27 protein-coding genes are annotated in these 21,036 nt (G+C 52.2%); 20 read left to right on the top strand and 7 right to left on the bottom strand.

Going from position 1 to position 21,036, the window contains the following annotated elements:
* Positions 1-26 precede the first annotated feature (26 nt).
* From A0127_RS02110 to A0127_RS02045, 15 genes are all read left to right on the top strand, one after another.
* Positions 27-1,172: a cation:proton antiporter gene (locus A0127_RS02110; RefSeq protein WP_062387380.1), complete on the top strand. Its 1,146-nt coding sequence runs from the start codon at positions 27-29 to the stop codon at positions 1,170-1,172.
* Complete coding sequence (pcc1, locus tag A0127_RS02105; protein ID WP_062387377.1) at positions 1,165-1,410, top strand: KEOPS complex subunit Pcc1; 246 nt, start codon at positions 1,165-1,167, stop codon at positions 1,408-1,410. The genes A0127_RS02110 and pcc1 overlap by 8 nt, the downstream gene beginning before the upstream one ends.
* 70 nt (positions 1,411-1,480) lie before the next feature.
* Entirely contained in the window at positions 1,481-1,834 is a 354-nt protein-coding gene (locus A0127_RS02100; protein ID WP_054841181.1) for a prefoldin subunit beta, read from the top strand.
* A 43-nt stretch (positions 1,835-1,877) separates the two neighbouring features.
* A complete protein-coding gene (locus A0127_RS02095) occupies positions 1,878-2,204 on the top strand; it encodes a DUF3194 domain-containing protein (RefSeq protein ID WP_082781374.1) in 327 nt (108 codons plus the stop codon).
* Positions 2,182-3,165 (top strand): DHH family phosphoesterase, encoded by a 984-nt coding sequence (locus A0127_RS02090; RefSeq protein ID WP_062387371.1) that lies wholly within the window; start codon positions 2,182-2,184, stop codon positions 3,163-3,165. The genes A0127_RS02095 and A0127_RS02090 overlap by 23 nt, the downstream gene beginning before the upstream one ends.
* Positions 3,166-3,492: a hypothetical protein gene (locus tag A0127_RS02085; protein ID WP_062387368.1), complete on the top strand. Its 327-nt coding sequence runs from the start codon at positions 3,166-3,168 to the stop codon at positions 3,490-3,492. It abuts the gene before it with no gap.
* Positions 3,493-3,524: 32 nt separating this feature from the next.
* On the top strand, positions 3,525-4,718 hold the full coding sequence (locus A0127_RS10670; RefSeq protein ID WP_231855787.1) for a tetratricopeptide repeat protein: 1,194 nt from the start codon (positions 3,525-3,527) through the stop codon (positions 4,716-4,718).
* Complete coding sequence (locus tag A0127_RS02075) at positions 4,624-5,301, top strand: tRNA-binding protein (protein ID WP_231855786.1); 678 nt, start codon at positions 4,624-4,626, stop codon at positions 5,299-5,301. The genes A0127_RS10670 and A0127_RS02075 overlap by 95 nt, the downstream gene beginning before the upstream one ends.
* A gap of 245 nt (positions 5,302-5,546) precedes the next feature.
* The gene (gene glyA, locus A0127_RS02070; RefSeq protein WP_062387362.1) at positions 5,547-6,842 is read left to right on the top strand and encodes a serine hydroxymethyltransferase; all 1,296 of its coding nucleotides are present in this window, start codon (positions 5,547-5,549) and stop codon (positions 6,840-6,842) included.
* Between the two features lie 284 nt (positions 6,843-7,126).
* A complete protein-coding gene (locus tag A0127_RS02065; protein ID WP_062387359.1) occupies positions 7,127-7,582 on the top strand; it encodes an immunoglobulin-like domain-containing protein in 456 nt (151 codons plus the stop codon).
* A 134-nt stretch (positions 7,583-7,716) separates the two neighbouring features.
* Positions 7,717-8,049 carry a transcription factor S gene (locus tag A0127_RS02060; protein ID WP_062387356.1) on the top strand — a complete coding sequence of 111 codons (333 nt, stop codon included), beginning with the start codon at positions 7,717-7,719 and terminating at the stop codon, positions 8,047-8,049.
* Entirely contained in the window at positions 8,046-8,222 is a 177-nt protein-coding gene (locus A0127_RS10580) for a hypothetical protein (protein ID WP_197463593.1), read from the top strand. The genes A0127_RS02060 and A0127_RS10580 overlap by 4 nt, the downstream gene beginning before the upstream one ends.
* Before the next feature lie 2 nt (positions 8,223-8,224).
* Positions 8,225-8,974 carry a DNA polymerase sliding clamp gene (locus A0127_RS02055; RefSeq protein WP_062387353.1) on the top strand — a complete coding sequence of 250 codons (750 nt, stop codon included), beginning with the start codon at positions 8,225-8,227 and terminating at the stop codon, positions 8,972-8,974.
* Between the two features lie 30 nt (positions 8,975-9,004).
* On the top strand, positions 9,005-9,571 hold the full coding sequence (locus A0127_RS02050; RefSeq protein ID WP_054841175.1) for a DNA replication complex subunit Gins51: 567 nt from the start codon (positions 9,005-9,007) through the stop codon (positions 9,569-9,571).
* Positions 9,572-9,862: 291 nt separating this feature from the next.
* Positions 9,863-10,513: a peroxiredoxin gene (locus A0127_RS02045; protein ID WP_062387350.1), complete on the top strand. Its 651-nt coding sequence runs from the start codon at positions 9,863-9,865 to the stop codon at positions 10,511-10,513.
* An 11-nt stretch (positions 10,514-10,524) separates the two neighbouring features.
* Here A0127_RS02045 and A0127_RS02040 read toward each other — a convergent pair whose 3' ends face one another.
* The gene (locus A0127_RS02040) at positions 10,525-11,058 is read right to left on the bottom strand and encodes a GNAT family N-acetyltransferase (protein WP_062387347.1); all 534 of its coding nucleotides are present in this window, start codon (positions 11,056-11,058) and stop codon (positions 10,525-10,527) included.
* A gap of 46 nt (positions 11,059-11,104) precedes the next feature.
* Between A0127_RS02040 and A0127_RS02035 the strand changes: the two genes are divergently transcribed.
* Positions 11,105-12,061: a transcriptional regulator gene (locus tag A0127_RS02035; RefSeq protein ID WP_062387343.1), complete on the top strand. Its 957-nt coding sequence runs from the start codon at positions 11,105-11,107 to the stop codon at positions 12,059-12,061.
* On the opposite strand, the gene A0127_RS02030 is transcribed toward A0127_RS02035, so the two are convergent.
* Complete coding sequence (locus A0127_RS02030; RefSeq protein WP_062387334.1) at positions 12,054-13,313, bottom strand: HD domain-containing protein; 1,260 nt, start codon at positions 13,311-13,313, stop codon at positions 12,054-12,056. The two genes, A0127_RS02035 and A0127_RS02030, sit on opposite strands and share 8 nt — an antisense overlap.
* 466 nt (positions 13,314-13,779) lie before the next feature.
* On the opposite strand from A0127_RS02030, the gene A0127_RS02025 reads away from it, so the two are divergent.
* On the top strand, positions 13,780-13,995 hold the full coding sequence (locus A0127_RS02025) for a hypothetical protein (protein WP_156471138.1): 216 nt from the start codon (positions 13,780-13,782) through the stop codon (positions 13,993-13,995).
* A gap of 10 nt (positions 13,996-14,005) precedes the next feature.
* Here A0127_RS02025 and A0127_RS02020 read toward each other — a convergent pair whose 3' ends face one another.
* Both A0127_RS02020 and A0127_RS02015 read right to left on the bottom strand, forming a co-directional pair.
* Positions 14,006-15,196 (bottom strand): molybdopterin molybdotransferase MoeA, encoded by a 1,191-nt coding sequence (locus tag A0127_RS02020; RefSeq protein ID WP_062387331.1) that lies wholly within the window; start codon positions 15,194-15,196, stop codon positions 14,006-14,008.
* A gap of 1 nt (position 15,197) precedes the next feature.
* Positions 15,198-15,710 (bottom strand): MogA/MoaB family molybdenum cofactor biosynthesis protein, encoded by a 513-nt coding sequence (locus A0127_RS02015; RefSeq protein ID WP_062387328.1) that lies wholly within the window; start codon positions 15,708-15,710, stop codon positions 15,198-15,200.
* Positions 15,711-15,812: 102 nt separating this feature from the next.
* On the opposite strand from A0127_RS02015, the gene A0127_RS02010 reads away from it, so the two are divergent.
* Positions 15,813-16,424, top strand: coding sequence for an adenosylcobinamide amidohydrolase (locus tag A0127_RS02010; protein ID WP_062390816.1), 612 nt, complete (start codon positions 15,813-15,815; stop codon positions 16,422-16,424).
* Here the strand turns inward: A0127_RS02010 and cobT are convergent.
* Positions 16,408-17,409 (bottom strand): nicotinate mononucleotide-dependent phosphoribosyltransferase CobT, encoded by a 1,002-nt coding sequence (gene cobT / locus A0127_RS02005; protein ID WP_062387325.1) that lies wholly within the window; start codon positions 17,407-17,409, stop codon positions 16,408-16,410. The two genes, A0127_RS02010 and cobT, sit on opposite strands and share 17 nt — an antisense overlap.
* A 67-nt stretch (positions 17,410-17,476) precedes the next feature.
* Between cobT and A0127_RS02000 the strand changes: the two genes are divergently transcribed.
* Complete coding sequence (locus A0127_RS02000; protein WP_062387321.1) at positions 17,477-18,928, top strand: cobyric acid synthase; 1,452 nt, start codon at positions 17,477-17,479, stop codon at positions 18,926-18,928.
* On the opposite strand, the gene A0127_RS01995 is transcribed toward A0127_RS02000, so the two are convergent.
* Positions 18,925-19,119: a hypothetical protein gene (locus tag A0127_RS01995; RefSeq protein WP_231855785.1), complete on the bottom strand. Its 195-nt coding sequence runs from the start codon at positions 19,117-19,119 to the stop codon at positions 18,925-18,927. The two genes, A0127_RS02000 and A0127_RS01995, sit on opposite strands and share 4 nt — an antisense overlap.
* A gap of 4 nt (positions 19,120-19,123) precedes the next feature.
* Positions 19,124-19,696: an NTP transferase domain-containing protein gene (locus tag A0127_RS01990; RefSeq protein WP_062387317.1), complete on the bottom strand. Its 573-nt coding sequence runs from the start codon at positions 19,694-19,696 to the stop codon at positions 19,124-19,126.
* Positions 19,697-19,749: 53 nt separating this feature from the next.
* Here A0127_RS01990 and A0127_RS01985 point away from each other — a divergent pair, with 53 nt between their 5' ends.
* Complete coding sequence (locus tag A0127_RS01985; protein ID WP_062387313.1) at positions 19,750-20,790, top strand: MJ1477/TM1410 family putative glycoside hydrolase; 1,041 nt, start codon at positions 19,750-19,752, stop codon at positions 20,788-20,790.
* Positions 20,791-21,036 lie beyond the last annotated feature (246 nt).

The following is a 21,036-nucleotide window of genomic DNA, read 5'->3' as shown; positions in this document are numbered from 1 at the left end:
AAAGGTAAAGCCTCTGGGGATGCATATTGGCATTCGACGTCATAGGCTACGTCTTCATAATAATCGCAGTCGCGAGGATTTTCGCTGAGGTCTTTGAGAGGATAGGCTATCCTGGATTTCTCGGCGAGATTACGGCGGGTTTGATGCTTGGCGTCTTCCTCCACGACCTCCCGAGAGAAGACCTCACCCTAATGGCAGAGTTCGGTGTGTTCTTTCTTATGATGTACGCCGGGCTGGAGCTGACTCCTGAGGAGGTTCGTATCGGCGGAAAGAAGAGCCTCCCGATATATGTGATCACGCTCGTTGTTATGTTCTTCCTCACGCTCCCCTTCACGGGTTATAGGATAGAGACCGACAACTTCATAGTTGCATCTATTCTCGCCGTTGCTTCGGCGCCGATAGTCATACGCTTAACGCGTTTCTTCGGCCAGGAGTTCCTCCACGTTGCGCTGTCCTACGCCGTTATAAGTGAGGTCGGAACCCTTGTAATCCTCTATCTTCTCATAAACTTCGAGCTACACCACCTCAGCTACTTTGAGCTCTTCCTTGAACTTCTAAAAGACGCCGTCTTCCTGACTGTTGTTCTCGGCCTGAACTACGTAATTGGAATAAAGCAGAGACTCAAAATAATCCGGGCCCTCAGGAGGCTCCAGAGCGACGAGGCCGTTTTCGGCATGGTCATGATCCTCGCAACTTCCCTGGCCCTGATCAGCGAGGAGCTTGGGCTTCACTTCAGCATAGGGGCCTTTCTGGTGGGGTTAATGCTCCACAGCGATCTGCTGGGCACCAAGCAGTATGAGAGAGTGCACACTATTATTTCCGGCATAACATACGGCATCTTTGCTCCCATATTCTTCGCGTGGAGGGGGATAAACTTCGAGACGGAGTTTTCGCTTGAGGTCGTATACTTCTTCGTCGTAATCTACCTCGTTAGGGTACTCATAACCACGGTTCTCGTCTGGGAGAAAGACCTCAAGGTCTCACTCACGAGGGCCGCCGGCATCTCGAGTTTCGGCGTACTAGGTCTGCTCGTCGGTGAGGTTGGCTACTCCTACGGCGTACTTAGTGAGCACATGTATGCTCTGGCCTCGCTGGCCAGCGTCCTCGGAATCTTTGTCTCGGCCACAATTGGGCTCGTACTGAGTCATATAGGGGGGAACAAAGGTGAGTGAACCCATACACGGATACATTGAGATTGAATTTCCGAACGAAGAAGTTGCAAGGATCGCCTATGAAAGCGTCAGGATAGAGCACGAGACAGTGCCGTACAGGAGAACGAAGGGGGAGTTTACACTCGAGGGAAAGAAGATACGGTTCGAGTTTACCGCAGAGGATAACTCCGCCCTAAGGGGGACTCTCAACTCCTACCTGAGGTGGATAAAAGTCGCCTTGGACTCCATTGAAGTCTGAGTTTCTCCACCGAAACTATTTAAAGCCTCTCCCTTATTCTCACCGGGATTACGATTACGGAGGTGTTGGTATGCAGAACATTCCGCCGCAGGTTCAGGCGATGTTGGGCCAGCTCGAGAGCTACCAGCAGCAGCTCCAGCTCGTTGTTCAGCAGAAGCAAAAAGTACAGCTTGAGCTCACCGAGGCCAAGAAGGCCCTCGAGGAGATAGAGAACCTTCCGGAGGATGCCGTCGTTTACAAGACCGTTGGCACGCTCATCGTCAAGACCACCAAGGACAAGGCCATTGAGGAGCTGAAGGAGAAAATAGAGACCCTTGAGGTAAGGCTCAACGCCCTTGAAAGACAGGAAAAGAAGCTCAACGAGAAGCTCAAGGAGCTTACCGCTCAGATACAGTCGGCCCTGAGACCGCCGACTGCCGGCTGACTCTCTTCTTTCTTACAGGTTATTTCTGTCAGTGGTGATGACTATGGAGAGCGAGGGAAGGAGAGTAGTCCACATAGGTCTGCCGGAGCTTACCGAGGAGCAGATAATCGAGGTAGGTGAGCTCGCACAGAAAGTCGTGATAAAGCACGTCTTTGATGCCCTCAACAGGAGCGACGTGAAAGACATAGAGGTAACGACGAGAATAAACAGGGGCGAAACCCTCGACCTTGAGCTTGAGGTATACCTTGAGGTTCCAGTTTTCGTGAAAGTTGACGTGGAGAAGCTGATTGACGAGGCGGTTGAAAAGGCCTACGCGACCGTCGAGAAAAAGCTGAGGGAGATCGCAAATGAAGGGCAAGATAAAGCTTAGACGCTTCCTTGAGGCAGCTAGAGACAGGTCGTTTCTCCTTCTCTGCCACCACAATGCTGATCCCGATTCTCTCGGCTCTGCAATAGCGTTTGCCCGTTTTCTGAAGGCGAGAGGAGTTGGAAAAGTTAGAATAGGCGTCGCCCAGAGCGTTTCTTCCTACGCGAAGAGGCTTCTCACGCTTTCTCCCGTCCCGGTCGAGAAGAACCCTTCCGTTGATGAAGACGTAGTTGTTATATTCGACACATCCTCCCTCGAACAGCTTGAGCCGATTGAGATTCCAAAGGATAAGTTTACAATCCTAATAGACCACCACGTCGAGAAGAAGAACCCGGTAAAAGCAGATATTTCTGTCGTTGATTCAACGCGAACATCCACGGCTGAGATCGTATGGGAGCTCTTTAATTACCTTGGGTTTGCAGACGAGCTCTCCGTTAAAGCCCTTCTGGCTGGGATAGTGACCGATACCGCCAACTTCAGGTTCGCGAACTCGAAAACGTTCAAGTCTGTATCCGAGATGCTTGAGGCTTTTCCAGTTCAGATGGGTGAGATTTTCCAGCTGGTTGCCCCGGTGAACGACGAGAACATTGACCAGGCAAAGAGGATGGCCGTGCTGAAGGCCTGCCAGAGGATGGAGATAAGGAAGTTCCGGAAGTACATAATAGCCGTCTCAAAGGTATCGGCCTACGAGTCCCTCGCCTGCAAGGTCTTCCTCCAGCTTGGGGCAGATATAGCCATCGTTGGAAGCGAGAAGAACGGCGTCAGGATTTCCGCGAGAGCAAAAGAAAGCCTCGTCAGGAAGGGTCTTCACCTTGGAAAGATAATGGAGAAAGTAGGGCCAATTATTGACGGCTCGGGCGGGGGACATGCCGGGGCCGCTGGAGCGAACGGAAAGAAGAACCTTGATGAGGCAATTAAGCTTATACTAAAAGAGATTGAGAAGTTTTTGAGGGAGGTGGAGTGAGTGGCGCGCTGTCCTCTCTGTGGAAAGGCCCTTGACTGGGCCGAGCTGATAAACCAGATGCTCGAGAAGGACGTTGGTAAGGACGTTTTCAAGGACAAGGATAAGTTCATGGAGACCTTCAGCGACTTCGTTTTTAAATGCCCACACTGCGGTGAGGAGTTCTACGGAAGAAACCTTCCGGCTTCAGAGGCAGAAAAGGTGTTCGAGCTGTTGAACGACTTCAAAGGCTCAATAGACTGGGACAATAAAAGGGTACGCCTCAGGCTCAACAGCCTCCTGGCACTCAATTCGATGCTCGAGAACTGGGACAAGAAGATGAGGGGTTAGGCTTTTAGGCCCTACGCATATTTTCTTCATTGGTGGTTTCTGTGGAGGCGGTAAAGAGATACCTCTCACGGAAGGACTTCAAGAGTGCTCTCAATTCTGCACTAAAAATTGAGGATAGTTTTGAGCGTCTTCTGGCACTCCTCAGGATTTTTGATGAGTTCCCGAGAGAGGAAGTTCTCTCCGAGATGCTCCAAGCCCTTGAGGGCATCGAGGACAAGAGGGAGAAAGCGCTTGCCTATTCTATAGTGGGAAGGGCTTTCTATCAGCTCGGACGCGAGAGCGCCGGGGAGAGGTACATGACACTGGCGGTTTCCCTTGCCAAGGAATTTTCACCTCCAAGGGTTAGGGGGGAACTTCTCGCAGGCATTGCCAGAAACCTCGCACTCTCCGACAGATATAAGGACGCTTATCTGCTCTTCTGGGAGGCTGTTGAGACCCTCCAGTCTGCGAGGGGGCTTTCATCGGCCGCTCTCTCTTCGCTCCTTAGGGTGGCGAGGCTAATAGAGAAGACTGCCGACGAGATAAACGCCCCAATTGCCCTCGACTACTACCGCCTGGCAAGGGAAGTGTATGAGTCCCTCTTCTTCAACCTCCAGGCCAAAGAGCTTTCCGAGAGAATAGAACTTATAGAAGAAGTTCTCCGCAGGGGAAAGAGCGTGGTTGATTCCCTTGTGGAGAGAGGAGACGTTGAGAAGGCAGTGGACTTAATCCGATTTTTAGACCTCAGGGAGAGGGCCTCGGAAATGCTGAAGCTCAGCTACTGGCTCTTCCTCCACGAGAGGCCGGACCTCGGAAGGAGGGTCTTTGAAGACGCCATGAACCTCATACTCGTTGGAAAGTTCAGACCCTCGGACGAGGAGCTTTTCAAAATAGCAAGGAGAATGCTCCGCATCGGCCTCGTCGAAGAGCCGCTTGTCCTCGCGGGCATCATTGAGGACTCCCACCTCGCCTCTGAGCTTTTAGGGGAAGTGGCCATCGCCTACAGGCGGATGGGAGAGCTCTCAAAGGCCCGCTCGATAGCGGAGGGAATTCCCGACGAAAGTGTTAAGAACCGCGTTTTGAAGGCACTGGAAGGTGGTGAAGATGTGGGACACGAGCAAGGATTACCGCTTACTGGTCGCGGAGAAGAGCGTGGAGCTGTTTTTGAAGACGATAGAGGGAGCGAAGTTCAAGGGGAAGTGGGACAAGAAGAGGGCAATCCAGCTGGCAAAGGAGATGATCCCTGAGATACAGGCTATGCGCTACAGCTACATTGATCCGAACGAACTGGTTGATACACCTCAGATGAAGGCCCTCAAGGAGAAAGCCCTTGAGATAATCGAAGCTCTGGGTGGCGAGGACTGGCACCATAAGTTTCTCCGCTTAGCGGACAAGAGCGAGCGCGAGAAGGTCGAGGAAGCCGTTGCAAAAGTCCGCTTCTTCCTGAATACGATCCTTGGACTTGACAGGAGACTGGCCTTAGGGAAGATAAACGACCCCGTCATAGCTGTTGATATCAAAGTCGGGGAAGTCATGAGCGTCGCGAAGCACCCGAACGCTGACCGCTTGCTGGTTACGAACGTCAACATCGGCGACAGGGCGATAACAGTCGTTACAAACGACCTCACCGTTAAGGAAGGCAACCGCGTTGCCGTTGCGCTACTGCCACCAGCAAACTTCCGCGGAATAGTCAGCGAAGGTATGTTCCTCGGTGCAGGAGAGGGTGTTTTGAAGGACGTCAAGGGTGAAATCGGTGGCCTTCCGAAGGGAATCCCTCTTGAGGCCCTCAATGAGACAAGGAATATCGTCGAGGCGTTTTTGAAGGGATAACCCCTTTCTCTTTAGCCTTTCGCAGAAAGTCCTGTGAGAGGGCGAATTACACTGTAGCATTTTATTTTCATTCAGGTTAATTTTTGCGTTCTGACTTTTCGCTTACTTCCCCTTCAAACACTTCGGAAAGTGTCCATTAGGGCTTAATTTCCCCATATATACTCTCAATGCACAAGTCTAAACACATGCACACTCCCGGTAAAGTTTATATCCCCCCCGTTTAAACAACCATCGAGGTGTTTCCAATGGCTGAAGGATATGGGGAGTACAGGGATAAGGTTCTGGAGTTTATTGAAGACCACGAGAACTGGAGGAAGCACACAATAAACCTCATCGCGAGCGAAAACGTGACTTCTCCTAGCGTTACCAGAGCAGTTGCCTCTGGTTTTATGCACAAGTACGCCGAGGGCTGGCCGAGACAGAGGTACTACCAGGGTTGTAAGTATGTTGACGAAGTTGAACTCATCGGTGTTGAGCTCTTCACTAAGCTCTTCGGAAGCGACTTCGCCGACTTAAGGCCGATCTCCGGAACGAACGCAAACCAGGCAGCCTTCTTCGGGCTCACTCAGCCGGGTGACAAGGCGATAGTTCTTCACACCAGCCACGGCGGCCACATAAGCCACATGCCCTTCGGTGCCGCCGGAATGCGCGGCCTTGAAGTCCATACCTGGCCCTTCGACAACGAGGAGTTCAACATCGACGTTGACAAGGCCGAGAAGCTCATCAGGGAGCTTGAACCCAAGATAGTCGTCTTTGGAGGTTCTCTCTTTCCGTTCCCGCACCCGGTTAAGGAGCTCGCTCCAGTTGCCAAGGAAGTCGGCGCCTACGTCATGTACGACGCAGCCCACGTTCTCGGCCTTATAGCTGGAAAGCAGTTCCAGGACCCGTTGCGTGAGGGAGCTGATATAATGACAGCCTCTACCCACAAGACCTTCCCTGGACCACAGGGAGGTGTTATCCTCTACAAGAAGTTCGGCGAGACCGAGGAGATAGCCAAGCTCCAGTGGGCAATCTTCCCGGGTGTCCTCAGCAACCACCACCTCCACCACATGGCAGGTAAGGTAATCACAGCCGCTGAGATGCTCGAGTACGGTGAGAAGTACGCAAAGCAGATAGTCAAGAACGCTAAGGCCCTTGCCGAGGCCCTCGCGGAGGAGGGTTTCAGGGTCATCGGCGAGGACAAGGGCTACACCGAGAGCCACCAGGTCATCGTTGACGTTTCGGACCTCCATCCGGCCGCTGGGGGATGGGCCGCCCCGCTACTTGAGGAAGCCGGAATAATCCTCAACAAGAACCTCCTTCCGTGGGACCCGCTTGAGAAGGTTAACGAGCCGAGTGGCCTCAGAATAGGCGTCCAGGAGATGACAAGGGTTGGAATGATGGAGGACGAGATGAAGGAGATAGCCCACTTTATTAGACGCGTCCTCATAGACAAGGAAGACCCGAAGAAAGTCAGGAGAGACGTCTACGGCTTCCGTGCGGAGTACCAGAAGGTCTACTACTCCTTCGACCACGGTCTCCCGCTCAGGCTCAGGGAGTGAATTGGAACTTTTCCACGTTTTTATTTCTAATTTCTATTGTATTCAGAATGGGGATATCTCCGCTGGATTTTTTTGAAGAAAATGTTATAAACAACCTTCTCTAGCCGTTTTCAGCGGTACCGTGTCTTCATTAGCCACGCGCCCCCGGTACCGCTGACTTTCCTGAGAACAGAGTAAAATCAGAGTATTAAATCTAGGTGCTCAAATCATCCAACGTTTCGAAACCTCTTGAAGTGAACGAAAGGGTTATTATTCCGGAGGTTCAACGGTTTCTGGTGAAATCAATGAAGAAGGCGCTTGTGATAGGAATAGCCATTGTTGTTTTGGTCGTAGCGGGATACGGAGCACTCAGCTGGACTGGAAAGGAGGCAAGCGGTTCGCCGCAGGACAACCACGCGAAGTTCGTCAAAATGGAGCTCGACAAGTCCGTCTACAGTCCTTCTGACACTATGACCATCAGGATAACCAACGAGGGCAAGGTAAATGTGACTACCAGCTACCACTTCAGGCTCTACCGGGAAGAAAACGGTGAGTGGAAGGAGGTTCCCGTTAACCTCATGTTCATAGCGGTTGCCGTTTCGATAGAGCCTGGAAAGAGCTGGGAGCAGAAGGTCAATCTCGCAGACCTGAAGCTTTCTCCGGGACACTACAAGATCACAAAAAAGGTCATTTTGAATTCCCCTGGGACCAAAGACAATGCTAGCTACGAGGTCAGTGTGGAGTTTGAAGTTAAGGGGTGATGCATTTCTTCTTTTCTGCTGGCCTGTTCTCTAATTTTCCATAAAAAATGAGAGTTATCCGGAGTTAAGGAGTTGGCAAAACTTTTTATTCTCTTCCAACATACCGAACCCTCGGCTAAAGGGGGTGGTGAGAGATGAAGTTCTGTCCAAAGTGCGGGAACCTGATGCTCCCTGACAGAAAGAGAAAGGTATGGGTCTGTCGTTCATGTGGCTATGAAGAGCCCTTCGACGAGGAAAAGGACAGGGAGAAAACAAAGATCACCAAGAAAGTCGAGCACAAGCCGGACGAGGAAATCATAGTGGTGGAGCAGGATCTTAAGACCCTGCCAATAGCTCACGTTACCTGTCCAAAGTGTGGCAATGATACTGCCTACTGGTGGGAGCTTCAGACCAGAGCTGGAGACGAACCAAGCACAATATTCTACAAGTGCACCAAGTGTGGCTACGTCTGGAGGTCGTATGAGTGAACGAGATCGAGCTTGAAACCCTGAAAAAGCTCGCTCAGAAGGCCCTCAAAGAGCTTGAGGAGGCGTACCTCCGCTTACCCGACACCGACAATGGAAAGACTTATTTATTCCGCGGGAAAGAAAGGGTTAGGCTCATGCTTCAGATATTGGAGTCAGCTAAAAAGGAGGGGTAGAAATGCCGTTCGAAGTTGTTTTTGATGGGGCCAAGGAATTTGCAGACCTGATAGCGACCGCAAGCAACCTCATTGACGAGGCCGCCTTTAAGTTCACTGAGGAAGGCATAAGTATGCGCGCAATGGACCCGAGCAGGGTCGTTCTCATTGACCTTAACTTGCCCGAAAGCATCTTCTCCAAGTATGAGGTGGAAGAGCCTGAGACAATCGGCATCAACATGGGCCAGTTCAAGAAGATCCTCAAGCGCGGAAAGGCCAAGGACACCCTCATACTCAAGAAGGGCGACGAGAACTTCCTCGAAATAACCTTTGAGGGAACCGCCAAGAGGACATTCAGGCTTCCGCTGATAGATGTGGAAGAGCTTGAGCTGGAGCTTCCCGAGCTTCCTTTCACAGCCAAGGTAGTCCTCCTTGGCGAAGTCCTCAAGGAGGGTATAAAGGACGCTTCCCTCGTCAGCGACGCCATCAAGTTCATAGCGAAGGAGAACGAGTTCACTATGAAGGCCGAGGGCGAGACCAACGAGGTTGAGATAAGGCTTACCCTTGAGGACGAGGGCCTGCTCGACCTCGAGGTTGAGGAAGAGACCAAGAGCGCCTATGGAATAAGCTACCTCAGCGACATGGTCAAGGGCATCGGAAAGGCCGACGAGGTGATCATCCGCTTCGGCAACGAGATGCCCCTCCAGATGGAGTACATGATCAGAGACGAGGGCAGACTGACTTTCCTGCTCGCCCCGCGCGTTGAGGAGTGACTCTCCCAACTCTTTTTTTGAGGTGGGAACGTGGACATAGTGAAGCTCAGGGAACTCCTGGAGGCAGAGCTTTCAAGTACGGATTTAAACGAACTTGATGAAGACTTCTACGTTGAGTTCGACAGCCTGATAAAGGCTCTGAAGCTGAGCGCGGAGAGCTCCAGGGAACGCGGAGAAGACGTCGAGGAGAGGCTTTACCTTGCCCAGCTCAAAATAGCGGAGTCCCTTATGAAGGAGATCATCAAGCTCAGACTCCACAAGATAGTTGATCTAGCAGTCGAGGGTAAAATCGCTGAGATGACAGCCGAGGAAAAGAGGCTCTTCAACGTCATAAGAGCCTTTATCGAGAGGGAAGAACTCCCGGAAATTTCGGAGGAAGTCCAACCTCAGGAGGAGAGTGAGGTCGAGGCGGAGTACAGGCCCAAGGACGTCCCAAAGGAAGCTTACATTATCCAGATAGACCTCCCAGCCGTTCTTGGCCCGGACATGAAAGAGTATGGACCCTTCATGGCTGGGGATATGGCCATTATCCCTGCCGTTATTGGGCGTGCCCTAGTTGAGAGAGAAGTCGCCAGAAAAGTGAGGATATCCTTCTGAAGTAAGCTCTTTTGGGTTGCAATTTCAGTTCTCTAAAGCAAACCTGTCCAAAGGGGGATATATTTGAGTCTACCAAGGGCTATATTTTTTGAAATTATGACCATAATTTGGGTAAAACTGATTAATTATGACAATCAAAGAGTTATGATTTAGATGTTCATAAAACAGATGCTCATCTTAATTCGTCTTTCCGTCAAATCTGTTCCCAAAACCAAACCGAAAACTTTATATATTCGAACCACATTGGTTTATAGTGAAGACGACACAGGGAAAGGAAAGAGGTGATGAAAGATGGTCGTCATAGGAGAAAAGTTCCCAGAGGTTGAGGTCAAGACTACCCACGGAGTGATAAAGCTCCCGGACTACTTCGCCGAGCAGGGCAAGTGGTTCATACTCTTCAGCCACCCGGCCGACTTCACCCCGGTCTGTACGACCGAGTTCTATGCCATGCAGAAGAGGGTTGACCAGTTCAGGGAGCTCGGCGTCGAGCCCATCGGACTCAGCGTTGACCAGGTCTTCAGCCACATCAAGTGGATGGAGTGGATCAAGGAGAACCTCGGCGAGGAGATAACCTTCCCAATCATCGCCGACGACAGGGGCGACCTTGCAGAGAAGCTCGGCATGATTCCAAGCGGTTCAACCGCAACCGCCAGGGCTGTCTTCGTCGTTGACGACAAGGGCGTCATAAGGGCCATCGTCTACTACCCGGCCGAGGTCGGCAGGGATTGGGACGAGATACTCCGCCTTGTTAAGGCCCTCAAGATCAGCGACGAGAAGGGCGTTGCCCTGCCGCACAAGTGGCCGAACAACGAGCTCATCGGCGACAAGGTCATCGTCCCACCGGCCAGCAACATCGAGGAGAAGAAGGCCAGGGAAGAGGCCAAGGCCAAGGGCGAGATCGAGTGCTACGACTGGTGGTTCTGCTACAAGAAGCTCGAGTGAGCTCCTTTCCCTTATTCTTCTCTGAACTTCTCGAATATCAGCTCATCCACGAACCCGTAGCCAGGTATGTGGGAGTGCTTCTTCATCCTGCCCACAAGTTCGAAGCCGTTCTTTTCCAGGACGCGGATTGATGCGATGTTTGGCTCATAGACCCTCGCATAGACCTTTCTCAAGTTAAGCCACTCAAAGGCGTATTTCAGAGCCAGCTCAACAGCCTCGGTGGCGTAGCCCCTGTTCCAGTACTCCTTCGCTATGAAGTATCCAAGTTCAGCGTGACCGTCTTTGTGGTTTATTTTGTGCAGGCCCACAAACCCGACCGGGCTTTTGGACGAGGTCTCCAGAACAGTAAAGACCCTGTTCTCGCGTTTCCCTCTCCTCACGGCCTCGTACCACTCAAGCTCGTCCTCAAAAAAGAACAGCCCATCCGGATCACTCAAAAACCTTCTCACATCGCGGTCGTTATACCAGAGCCAGGCCCTCCTCACGTCATCTTTAGTTGGAACGGCCAGCGAGACCAGTTTTCCCTTTATCACCACGGGGCGCATTGACCACACCTTAAATTTATTAAGGTGTTATGGGTATTTAAAAACGATGGAAAGGGAGAGACTCATAAAGACCGTTGAAGCGATACTCCGAGGTGCAGGGTACCGCGTTGCCAGGTTAGACCTTAAGGGGTCGTGCTTTGACCTAGTGGCGAGTAGGCTCTTCCTCCTGCTTTTCATAAAGGCGGCTGTGAACATCGACACGATAACGGAAGAGCAGGCAGAGGACTTAAAGCGTCTTTCCAAGTTCTTCAAGGCTTCTCCGCTTATTGTTGGGTTAAGGAGTAAGAGCGGCGAGCTTGAAGAGGGTGTGGTGTACGAACGCTTTGGGATATATGCCCTCCGCCCCGAAACTCTCTACGACGCCCTCCTGAACAACGAGTTGCCGGCCGTTTTCGCGGAGCGCGGCGGCCTGTACGTCAGAATAAACGGAGAGCTGTTGAGAGAACTCAGGGAGAAGCACGGCTATTCTGTAACTGAACTGGCACAGTTGCTCGGCGTATCCAGAAAGAGCCTGCTCAACTACGAACGCGGCGAACAGGCGGTTTCGCTTGAGGTAGCCATCCAGCTTGAAGAGATATTTGATGAAGCCCTCGCGGAGCCGATAGACATCTTGAGGGCCAAAGTTGAAGCTGACCTCAACGTTAAGCCCGAAACACCGCTCGAGCGCGAGGTTTTTGAGAGGCTAAAGAAACTTGGCCTGGGCCTCGTGAAGGTGAAAAAGGCACCTTTCAACGCGATTTCAACTGAAGATGACATACACCTTCTCACCGGTATAGATGAGAGGAAGACGCGCTCCACCATAAAACGTGCCGAGATGGTATCAGAGGTCAGCAGAATAGTTAACAGCGGGGGCGTTTTCATACTGGAAAAAACAAAGGCAGATGTTGTTTCAGAAGTCCCTCTCATCCCAAAGGAGAGCCTTGAGGAAGTCAGAGACGCCGACGAGCTTATAGAACTCATTGACAAGCTGAAGAAGGAGATAAAGGAAAAGCTCTTCAGCTGAAGATAACCCTTCTCCAGACTTCCCTCAGTCTGTCCACGTACTTTTCGGGGGAGGCTATCATGACCGCCCACCTGGGGGTCTGCCTCCTCTTGAGTGCGTTAGCTAAAGGCGTCACCTTCGTCAGGGGCTGAATCTCGCCGTTATCTAGGAGAACGTTTATCCCCGTCTCCTTGAGCCTCGGCTCGCTCAGCATGAGGTCGGCGATGCTGAACTCCAGAATAACCTCACCCTCGCTCGCTCCGACGGCATCTGCCAGGTTTCTTTCGATCTCCTGTCTCTTCTTGACGTTTCTGTAGGCGTTTAGAAGCTCCCTCTTTTCCTCGGTGCTGAGTTCCTCTGCAGTTATCAAAACGGCTGCCTTGTAGAGTTTTCTGTGTAAGACTCTCTTTGTAAGCTCCGCAGGAAGGCCCTCAAGGTCTTCAAGTTCTACCAGGACCCTGCAGTCTGTCATCCTCCAGAAGTCCCACAGGTGCCCCTCGTCGAGGGCGAACTCAAGGGCCCTCGTCAGCATTCCTTCGGCTATCTTAACAGTGTGGTGGAAGTACACCCTCGAGTACATGAGCGCCCTGGCGACCATCATCCCCTCAACGGCCTCAACGCCCTTCTCATCAACAACGAGCTGGCCATCGTGGATTTTCATAACCTTAAGGAGCCTCTCCAGGTCTATTATACCGTGAGCGACGCCGGTGTAGTGAGCATCCCTCACTAAGTAGTCGAGCTGGTCAACGTCAACGCCCCCGTGGAGCATCTGGCCGAGGTAGGGCTTCTCAGCCTTTCCAAGGATTATACCAGAAACGGCCTTTGGGTCTATGCCGTATTTCTCAAGTATTTCGGGTATTCTTCCACCATCCTCATCCCCCGTTATGTTGATGTTGCCGAGGATTATGTCCTGGCCCAGGCGCATGTGATCGCGCTCCTTCACGTAGTGCTTGTAGATGCCCTCAAAGGTGTGGCTGAGCGGCCCGTGGCCGATGTCGTGGAGGAGCGCACCCACCTGAAGTATTTCGGACTCCTCTTTCGGGAGGCCAACTTCCTCAGAAAGGCGTTTGGCCAGGTGCCAGGCCCCAAGTGAGTGTTCAAAGCGCGAGTGGTTGGCACCTGGGTAAACGAGGTACGCAAGCCCAAGCTGCTTTATCTGTCTCAGCCTCTGGAATTCAGGCGTTTTTATAAGGTCGAGGATGACTCCGGAGACCTTCATGCTCCCGTGAATGCCGTCATGGATGATCTTGTAGCCTCCAGCTTTGTCATCCATTCTCATCACCGGCTGAAGATTTGAGAAGTTCCTTAAATAAGTTTTCGGCGATATGACAAAGAACGGCCGATTTGAGAAGGGTAATTGCAGACCATCAATTTATAAACCTGACAGTGAATAGTAAATTGCCCCTGCGCGAGGACCCCGGGGAGAATGAACCGGGGGGCGATGCGGGGGCAACAGCCCGGCCTCAGCGAGGTCCCCGCGGGAGGGCCTTCCGCGTCCCGGAGCGCGATGACCAAGGGAAACCCAGGCCGGGCACAGTTATTGGCCCGCCAGGGTTAGCCCGCCCAAGGGTGGCGTACGCCTTCGATGAGGGCGGGAGTTACCGGCGGGCTATATCCTCGACGAATTCTGGAGTCCTGGTGTAGAGAGTTTAAGCTCTTTCCAGATTTTGGAAACTATTGCTAATAGTATGCAAATTATGAATAGAAAAGGTTATTAATGCCAGAGACTATGCATGAGCATGAAGCCTGAGGAAAAACCAAAAGAGAGCGTATTAACTGAGGTACCATGGCTTTCCGAAGATTACCGGGGCTATCTGAGGAGAATACTCGAAGAAAAGGAAAGAGAGAGGAAAGAGGTTCTTAGGTGTTTAAGGGAATTAAACGCGAGTGCACGAAAGCTTCTACCCAAAGAGCTTATTGATGTCATACCCTCTAGTGAGTGCATAAACGAATGAGAAGTAAAGTTCAGTACAGCACAACCTCCACCTCTTCTCCCTCTAAGTAGCCTTCACTGTCCTCTGGAACCCCAATGTAACCGTTGCTCTCCACGAGCGAGCTGATTATGCCGCTGCCCTTCTTCTTTATCGGCCTTGCCTTACCATCTTCGTACCAGACCTTGACGAACTCGTAGCGGCCGAGCTGGCTTGGAATCCTTTCGATGAGCCTTGCCCTGACCTTGGTTTCATAGTTCCGTGCACCCACGAGCTTCGCAAGCGCGTGCTTGACGTAGAGGTGGAACTGTGTGAAGACCGCTGCCGGATAGCCGCTCATTACAAAGACCCTCTCCCCGTACCCTATTGGCCTTCCGGGCTTTATCGTCGTCCCGTGGAACAGGAGATTCACAAAGCGGTGAGCAAAGTCCATGTCACCGAAAGCTGAGCCGCCCGTGACAAGGACGAGGTCGTTCTCGGAGCGGGCTTTCCTTATTGCTGCTCCTATTTTCTCCTCGTCATCTGGGATTACTCCATAGAACCTCGGCTCTCCAAAGTACTGCCTGACGAGACCTTTCAGCATAACGGAGTTGCTCTCAAGTATCTTTCCGTGGTTCAGGGCCTCTTCATCAAACTCCTCGATGAGCTCGCTTCCTGTAACGATTATGCCGACTCTAGGCTTCCTTTTAACTCTGACCGTCTTGAAGCCTATGCTCTTGAGAATTGCCAGATCCTGCGGCCTTAGAATCTGGCCCTTTTTGAGGACAACCTGCCCCTTCCTGACGTCTTCACCCTTCATTGCAACGTTCTGGCCTGGAGCAACCGGGCGAAGAACCCTTATGACATCCCCTTCGCGCTCGGCCATCTCCTGCATTAGAACGGCGTTTGCCCCGTCAGGAATTTTGACTCCAGTCAGGAGCTTGACCGCAGTGCCCGGCTTAACTGTCTTCTTGCTCTCTCCGCCTGCGGGGATTTCGTCTATTACTTTAAGTTCAACTGGATTGTACTCCCTCGCCGGGAACGTATCTTCAGCTCTCACAGCATAGCCGTCAACGGCAGCTCTGTCAAAGGGGGGACTATCTATTGGTGAGGCAACATCCTCGGCCAGGACTCTTCCAAGTGCCTCATCGAGAGGGACTTCCTCAACTTCTTGAATCTCGCTCAGATCATTAAGGAGAAGGCTCAGGGCCTCTTTGTAGGGAGTAAGCTTCTTGAACTCCCTCATTTCACTCCCTCCCGTGCTTTAGCACGTGGCCAGCCTCCGCTAGTATTAGCTTTATCCCAGTCTTAGCGGCACCTAGGCTTCCGGGAAGGCAGAAGACCGCCATTGCCCTGCCCGAGCTCCTTATTATCCCTCCTGTGGCCCTCGTCATTATCGCAGCAGTCCCTATCTCCTCGTAGCTAACGAGCCTGAATATGTCCCCAAAGGAGAGCTCCTTATCAAAGATCGGTCTAAGGCTCTCTATGGTCACGTCCCTGCTCGCTATCCCCGTTCCTCCGGAGGTTACCACAACATCTGCGCCCGCACGGAATGCATCAACAACTGCTCCGATAATCTCCATCTTCTCGTCTGGCACTATCCTGTAGAGAACCTTCTCGTGGCCGGCCTTCTCAAGCTCCTCAACCAGAAACTTTCCGCTTTTATCCTCCTTCTCTCCCCTGCTCGCCGTGTCGCTGACCGTTATGACGGCGAACCTAAACCTCCTCGGGGCCTTTTCCTTGTGATCCTTAACGCCCATGATACCACCCAGTTAAACTGCTCTTTGGTCTTAATAACCTTTCAGAAAACAGTACTGCTTAACACAGCAAGGGTTATATTGGGGCTCTCGAAAGGAACGTTCATGAGGTTCACCCATTTCATAAATCCATTCAAAGAACCAATGCTCGCACTCAGCAACGCACCCCACAACGGGGGTCTCTCTAGGGCAAACGGCTTCTTCTTCATGATGGTTCCCAAGAACTATTCGGGTGACTACAGGGAAGATTGCCAGAAGTTTGAGTGGGAGAACGGCATTAAAAACTTCGTCGGCTTCATGACGGCGGCGGAGATTGGAGAGGTTTTAGCCATCTCAAGGAGCGGAAGCGTTACAGCCTATGTGACGGCAGGAGTTACCAATCCGGCAATAGCTGGCGAAGTACCACCTCCCTGGAAGCCAGGGACAATAAACATTGTACTAGTGATTGAGGAGGGTCTGACCGTTGGAGCAATGGCCAACGCGATAATGACGGCAACTGAAGCGAAGACCTACACTTTGCTGAGGCTCGGATACAATGCGACAGGGACGACGAGCGATGGAATAGGAGTCTTCGCCTTTGAAGGAGATAAAGAATGGGCCGGAACTGCGACGGAGCTCGGAATAAACATCGGCCGGACCGTTAGGAAAGCCCTTGAAGAGAGCCTGAGGAAGTGGGAAAAGAGCAGAAATAAGAAGGCATTCACTTCATCTCCATGAGTCTCCTGTAAAGCTCCTCGACCTTTGCAGATACTTCCTCTGGCGAAAAGCCGACCTTGACGGCTAGCCAGGTGGCTCCCCCAGCTCCGACGCCTTCTTTAACGTAGCCGTTCTCATAATCCCTTAGCCCCTTGAACTCGCTCTTCGAGAAGTCGAGGTCGGCCGCGTAGGTGATTATGCCTATTTCCTTTGCCGTTTCAAGGAAGGTGGCGCTCTTATCGTTGACCACCCACTTTGTGGTGGCTATCATGAACCTGCTCAGGTCTTCGCCGAGCGCCTTGAGGAGGGCTGATACAGCGAGCATCTGCGTTCCGCCGGCTAAGACGATGTTTTTCTTGAATCCCATCGCAAGACCGACTACAGTCGCCATCATCGGATCCCCAAACTGCCTTAGAGCCTCAAGGGGGTTGTCCCTCAACTGACCCCTCTCGATCCCTACTCTTTTGAACCCTTCGTTAATTACCTCCTCCTTGAGGCTCTGTGGGTTCTCAGGTGAAGCTGAGCTCGTCCTCGCTTCGTAGCCCATAGCCCAGAGGACGGCCTGAGCTGTTGTAGTTCCGCCAGGGGTCGATTCGCCAATGACCAGCTCTTCTATATCCGTCTTATTAAGCTCCTCACCGAGAAGCTTTGCCATCCTGATGATCTCTCCAAACTCCGGAAGGGCAGGCTCCTTCCTGAAGTCCCTTCCCACCGCGGAGCTTATGTGGACGTGGGGCACGAAGGGAGCGAGATAAGTTCCGCCCCTGACCACGAGAACCGGGAAGTTGGCGAGTTCCTTTGCGGCTTTCGTTATTATGGCCGGCGTCGGGTGTCCTTCAGGGGTTACTGGGATGGCATCTATAATCCTCGGCTTCTCGTAGAACAGGTACTCGGCATCGGCTGGAGGAGTCAGCTTCGTAAGCTCGGGTGTTGCTCCAGCGACACTTATTCCAGGTATCAGGCTGACCTCGGTATTTCCCAGGACTAAAACGAAGAGGCTCTTCATCGGATCACCGCTGGAATTTTTATCCAAGACTTTATATGCCCTTCGGCAAACATCTACCGGTGAAAACATGGGTATGGCCTTAATGGTTCAGGGAACTATGTCCGGGGCAGGGAAGTCCCTCCTCGTTGCGGCCCTCTGCAGGATATTCACGAACCTCGGCTACGACGTCGTTCCCTTTAAGAGCCAGAACATGAGCCTCAACTCCGCCCCGAGCATTGAGGGGGGCGAGATAAGTCGCGCTCAGTATCTCCAGGCTATAGCTTGCAGAAAAAAGCCGAGCGTGAAGTTCAACCCAATCCTACTCAAGCCGGAGGGCAACATGAGAAGCCAGGTCGTCTTCATGGGAAAGCCCATTGGAAGCGTCTCGGCTAGGGATTACATGCTCTCAAGGAAGGCGGAGCTTTTTGAGAAGGCCATTGAAGTTTTGAGAGAGCTTATGGAGAAGCACGACCTTGTTATAATCGAAGGGGCAGGCTCGCCGGTCGAGATAAACCTCAAGGACTACGACATAGCCAACATGCGGGTTGCGAGGGTTGTTAACGCCCCCGTCATTCTAGTGGCTGACATAGACAGGGGCGGGAGCTTCGCCCAGATCGTTGGGACTATGGAACTCTTGAGCGAGAAGGAGCGGAACCTTGTCATCGGCTTTGTCTTCAACAAGTTCCGCGGCGATCCTTCCCTGCTGGAGCCCGGCTTTGAGTTCCTTGAAAAGCGTTACGGAAAGCCCGTTCTCGGCGTTGTTCCCTACGTTGAGCACCGCCTACCGGAGGAAGACTCCCTTATCGAATTTCCGAAGGTTAAGGGCGATCTCCACATCCAGATAATTAAGCTACCCCACATAAGCAACTTTACCGATTTTGAGCCTCTCCACTGGGCGAATGGCGTGGACTACGTGACGAGGGCGGAGGAAATAAAGGGCGACCTCATAATCGTCCCCGGGAGCAAGAATACTGTAGAGGATTTGCTCTGGATGAGGGAGAACGGGATTGAGGATGCGATAATCGAGGCTCACCGCGAAGGCTCCTTTGTAGTTGGAATCTGCGGCGGCTTCCAGATGCTTGGGAAAGAGATTATTGACGAGGTCGAATCTGGGAGGGGTAGAGTTAGGGGTATGGGGCTCCTCCCAGCTAAAACCGTCTTTACCAGGGAAAAGAGAACGAACCATCTGAGGGCCGAGGTGCTCTGGGCACCTGTGAGGGGGATGGCCGTTGAGGGGTATGAGATACGGATGGGACGTTCGAAGTCTGAAAGGCCATTCTCGGTGATAAACTCAATAAACGGAGCTAAAGCCTTCGAGCCAGAGGGGGCAATAGGGGAGAGGGCCTTCGGCACTTACCTCCACGGTATCTTCCACAACTTTGCCTTCACGGAGAGGTTTCTCAATATGCTGAGAGCTGAGAAGGGCCTTGAACCGGTTAAGGTCAAGGAATGGAGCATCGAGGAGGAGATAGAGAGGTTTGCTAGGGTTGTGGAGAAGAGTGTTGATGTTAGGTACATAATGGAAAAACTGGGCCTCTAAAAATAGTCCTCCGGCCCTTCCAGAACCTTAGGTGGATGCCTCCTATACCACCAGAGCTTCAGGCGTATGTAAGCGTAAAGGCCAACGATAAGGACGAGGAAAACGGCGACCAGCATGAGGGCAAAGAGCAGGAAGCCTGTTAGCAGGACAGCTCCAACTATCACCAGAAGGATTAGGATTAATGCACTCAACACCCTATTGCGGCTCCTCACTTTCACCACTCCCCTTGACGAGTCTCGCTATCCTCCCCGCGAGCTTTAACTCTTGTGGCGTGTTGACGTTTAAGGCCAAAAGCGGGTTCTCAAGCTCAAAGAACCTTTCACCATCAACTCCAACAGCGTTGAGGCCCACTATCGCGTAGCCCTGATACATGAGCGGATTGAGATCCTTCGGAATTTTCTGGAGGGGTAAGACTCCTGTGAGGCTCGTTCTCCCTTCGAAGGCTTTTTTAACGGCGTAAAAGTCGCTCGGCTTTACGAAGGGAATGTCTGCGGAGGAGCTGATAAAAGGCCCGAACTCCTCCAAAAGCCATCGAACGTCCTCAACGTACCCTTTACCAGGAGTTTCAACGAAGGGAATCCCCTCATGGATGCACAGCTCTTTGGTCTTCGGCGTGTTCTTTGAGAGGGCCACGATGGTTTCCCCAATTCGTGAAGCCGTTCCATAAACCCAGAGGAGCATTTCCCTGCCAGCTATCTTCAGGACGGGCTTTTCTCGGCCCATGCGCGTTGATTTTCCGCCTGCCATGATAATGATTGGGAAGCTCATGGTTCTGGTTTCGCTCAAAACCGTTATAAAGAATTTGGGAGAATTTTTTTGATATGCGTGGATACTGGTATGTTACAGTACTGTTGCTTCTCATTCTGGCTTCTGGATGCATGGGCGGAGGTAACAACCCCCAGAAAGCGAACTCCGAGGGGCAGGGGCCTACACTAACCTCTGACTATTCAGATTATTCAGAGACAAACTCCACGTCTCAGACAGTCAGTAGCAGTATCGTGGAGCACGGAAATGAAGAGCACGTCTCGTTGAACATAACGAGCTGGGCATACTGGCTCCAGAATGCTAGCCCGGAGGAAATAGCGAAGAGCGGCTTTAAGCTCGTCGTCATTGATTACTCGCGGGATGGAAGCGACGAAGGAGCCTACTCGAAGGAGGAAATAGAATCCATAAAACGCGCGGGAAAGATTCCGATAGCCTACATCAGCATCGGTGAGGCTGAGGATTACCGCTTCTACTGGAACGAAAGCTGGTTTGAGGATCCACCGGATTGGCTCGGGCCAGAGAACCCGGATTGGAAGGGAAACTACGCAGTCAAATACTGGGATGAGCGGTGGAAGAGAATCGTCTTTGGCTACCTTGACAGGATTATCTCGCAGGGCTTCTCCGGAGTTTATCTGGACAAGGTTGACGAGTTCGAGTACTGGGCGGATAACGGCTACGACGAGAACTGGACGGCGGAGCAGATGATAGACTTCATCCTTGAGATAGCGAACTACACACGCTCAAAGGTCAGGAAGGACTTCCTCATAATCTCCCAGAACGGGGAGAGGCTTTTAGTATACGACGATGGGAGGCTTTTGAAAACAATATCTGGGTGGGCGAGCGAAGACGTTTTCTACGACGGTCTCGAGCCAAGTCCCTGGACTGAGGAAAAGGTTCTATACTTGGAAAGGGTTATCAAGGCTGGAAAGTTTGTTCTGGTGGTTGACTATGTATACAGGGGAGGTAACTCCCCGGAAGAACTCTCGCTGGTTAAAGACTTCATATCAAAGGCCCGGAAGAGGGGCTACGTCCCCTACGCGGCGATGGAGGACAGGGAACTCAACGAACTCGTTGTTATCCCGGGGATTCAGCCTTAGGTGGTAACCTTGTAGGCCCGGCTGATCCCCCGCTCTCATGGCAGGCTAAGCGCCCTCTCCAGCGGTCCGGAGACCGGGCCCTGTCCGCCCGGCATCGTCTCATCCCTTCACCGCGGGCTTCGGCCCCCTCTGGGACACGGGCCACCGGGCGGGACCGTCGTAGAAAATTCTTCGAAGGATATTTTAACGTTTTCGAAATATATAACCCACAGGAATAGAGACGTTTCACGTTCATGCCGAAAAGTA

It is taken from the genome of Thermococcus peptonophilus (assembly GCF_001592435.1).
Taxonomy (GTDB): Archaea; Methanobacteriota_B; Thermococci; order Thermococcales; family Thermococcaceae; genus Thermococcus; species Thermococcus peptonophilus.
The sequence above is the reverse complement of the archived record's forward strand: the minus strand, read 5'-3'. Positions and strand labels throughout refer to the sequence as shown.

Coding starts and splice junctions, on each gene's coding strand:
- A0127_RS02060 (WP_062387356.1), top strand. CDS start 7,717: ATGAAGTTCTGTCCAAAGTGCGGGAACCTGATGCTCCCTGACAGAAAG.
- A0127_RS02010 (WP_062390816.1), top strand. CDS start 15,813: ATGAGGTTCACCCATTTCATAAATCCATTCAAAGAACCAATGCTCGCA.
- A0127_RS02040 (WP_062387347.1), bottom strand. CDS start 11,058: ATGCGCCCCGTGGTGATAAAGGGAAAACTGGTCTCGCTGGCCGTTCCA.
- A0127_RS01990 (WP_062387317.1), bottom strand. CDS start 19,696: ATGAGCTTCCCAATCATTATCATGGCAGGCGGAAAATCAACGCGCATG.
- A0127_RS02100 (WP_054841181.1), top strand. CDS start 1,481: ATGCAGAACATTCCGCCGCAGGTTCAGGCGATGTTGGGCCAGCTCGAG.
- A0127_RS02000 (WP_062387321.1), top strand. CDS start 17,477: ATGGGTATGGCCTTAATGGTTCAGGGAACTATGTCCGGGGCAGGGAAG.
- A0127_RS02030 (WP_062387334.1), bottom strand. CDS start 13,313: ATGGATGACAAAGCTGGAGGCTACAAGATCATCCATGACGGCATTCAC.
- A0127_RS02020 (WP_062387331.1), bottom strand. CDS start 15,196: ATGAGGGAGTTCAAGAAGCTTACTCCCTACAAAGAGGCCCTGAGCCTT.
- A0127_RS02090 (WP_062387371.1), top strand. CDS start 2,182: ATGAAGGGCAAGATAAAGCTTAGACGCTTCCTTGAGGCAGCTAGAGAC.
- A0127_RS02095 (WP_082781374.1), top strand. CDS start 1,878: ATGGAGAGCGAGGGAAGGAGAGTAGTCCACATAGGTCTGCCGGAGCTT.
- A0127_RS02035 (WP_062387343.1), top strand. CDS start 11,105: ATGGAAAGGGAGAGACTCATAAAGACCGTTGAAGCGATACTCCGAGGT.
- A0127_RS02065 (WP_062387359.1), top strand. CDS start 7,127: ATGAAGAAGGCGCTTGTGATAGGAATAGCCATTGTTGTTTTGGTCGTA.
- glyA (WP_062387362.1), top strand. CDS start 5,547: ATGGCTGAAGGATATGGGGAGTACAGGGATAAGGTTCTGGAGTTTATT.
- cobT (WP_062387325.1), bottom strand. CDS start 17,409: ATGAAGAGCCTCTTCGTTTTAGTCCTGGGAAATACCGAGGTCAGCCTG.
- A0127_RS02045 (WP_062387350.1), top strand. CDS start 9,863: ATGGTCGTCATAGGAGAAAAGTTCCCAGAGGTTGAGGTCAAGACTACC.
- A0127_RS02025 (WP_156471138.1), top strand. CDS start 13,780: ATGAAGCCTGAGGAAAAACCAAAAGAGAGCGTATTAACTGAGGTACCA.
- A0127_RS02055 (WP_062387353.1), top strand. CDS start 8,225: ATGCCGTTCGAAGTTGTTTTTGATGGGGCCAAGGAATTTGCAGACCTG.
- A0127_RS01985 (WP_062387313.1), top strand. CDS start 19,750: ATGCGTGGATACTGGTATGTTACAGTACTGTTGCTTCTCATTCTGGCT.
- A0127_RS02015 (WP_062387328.1), bottom strand. CDS start 15,710: ATGGGCGTTAAGGATCACAAGGAAAAGGCCCCGAGGAGGTTTAGGTTC.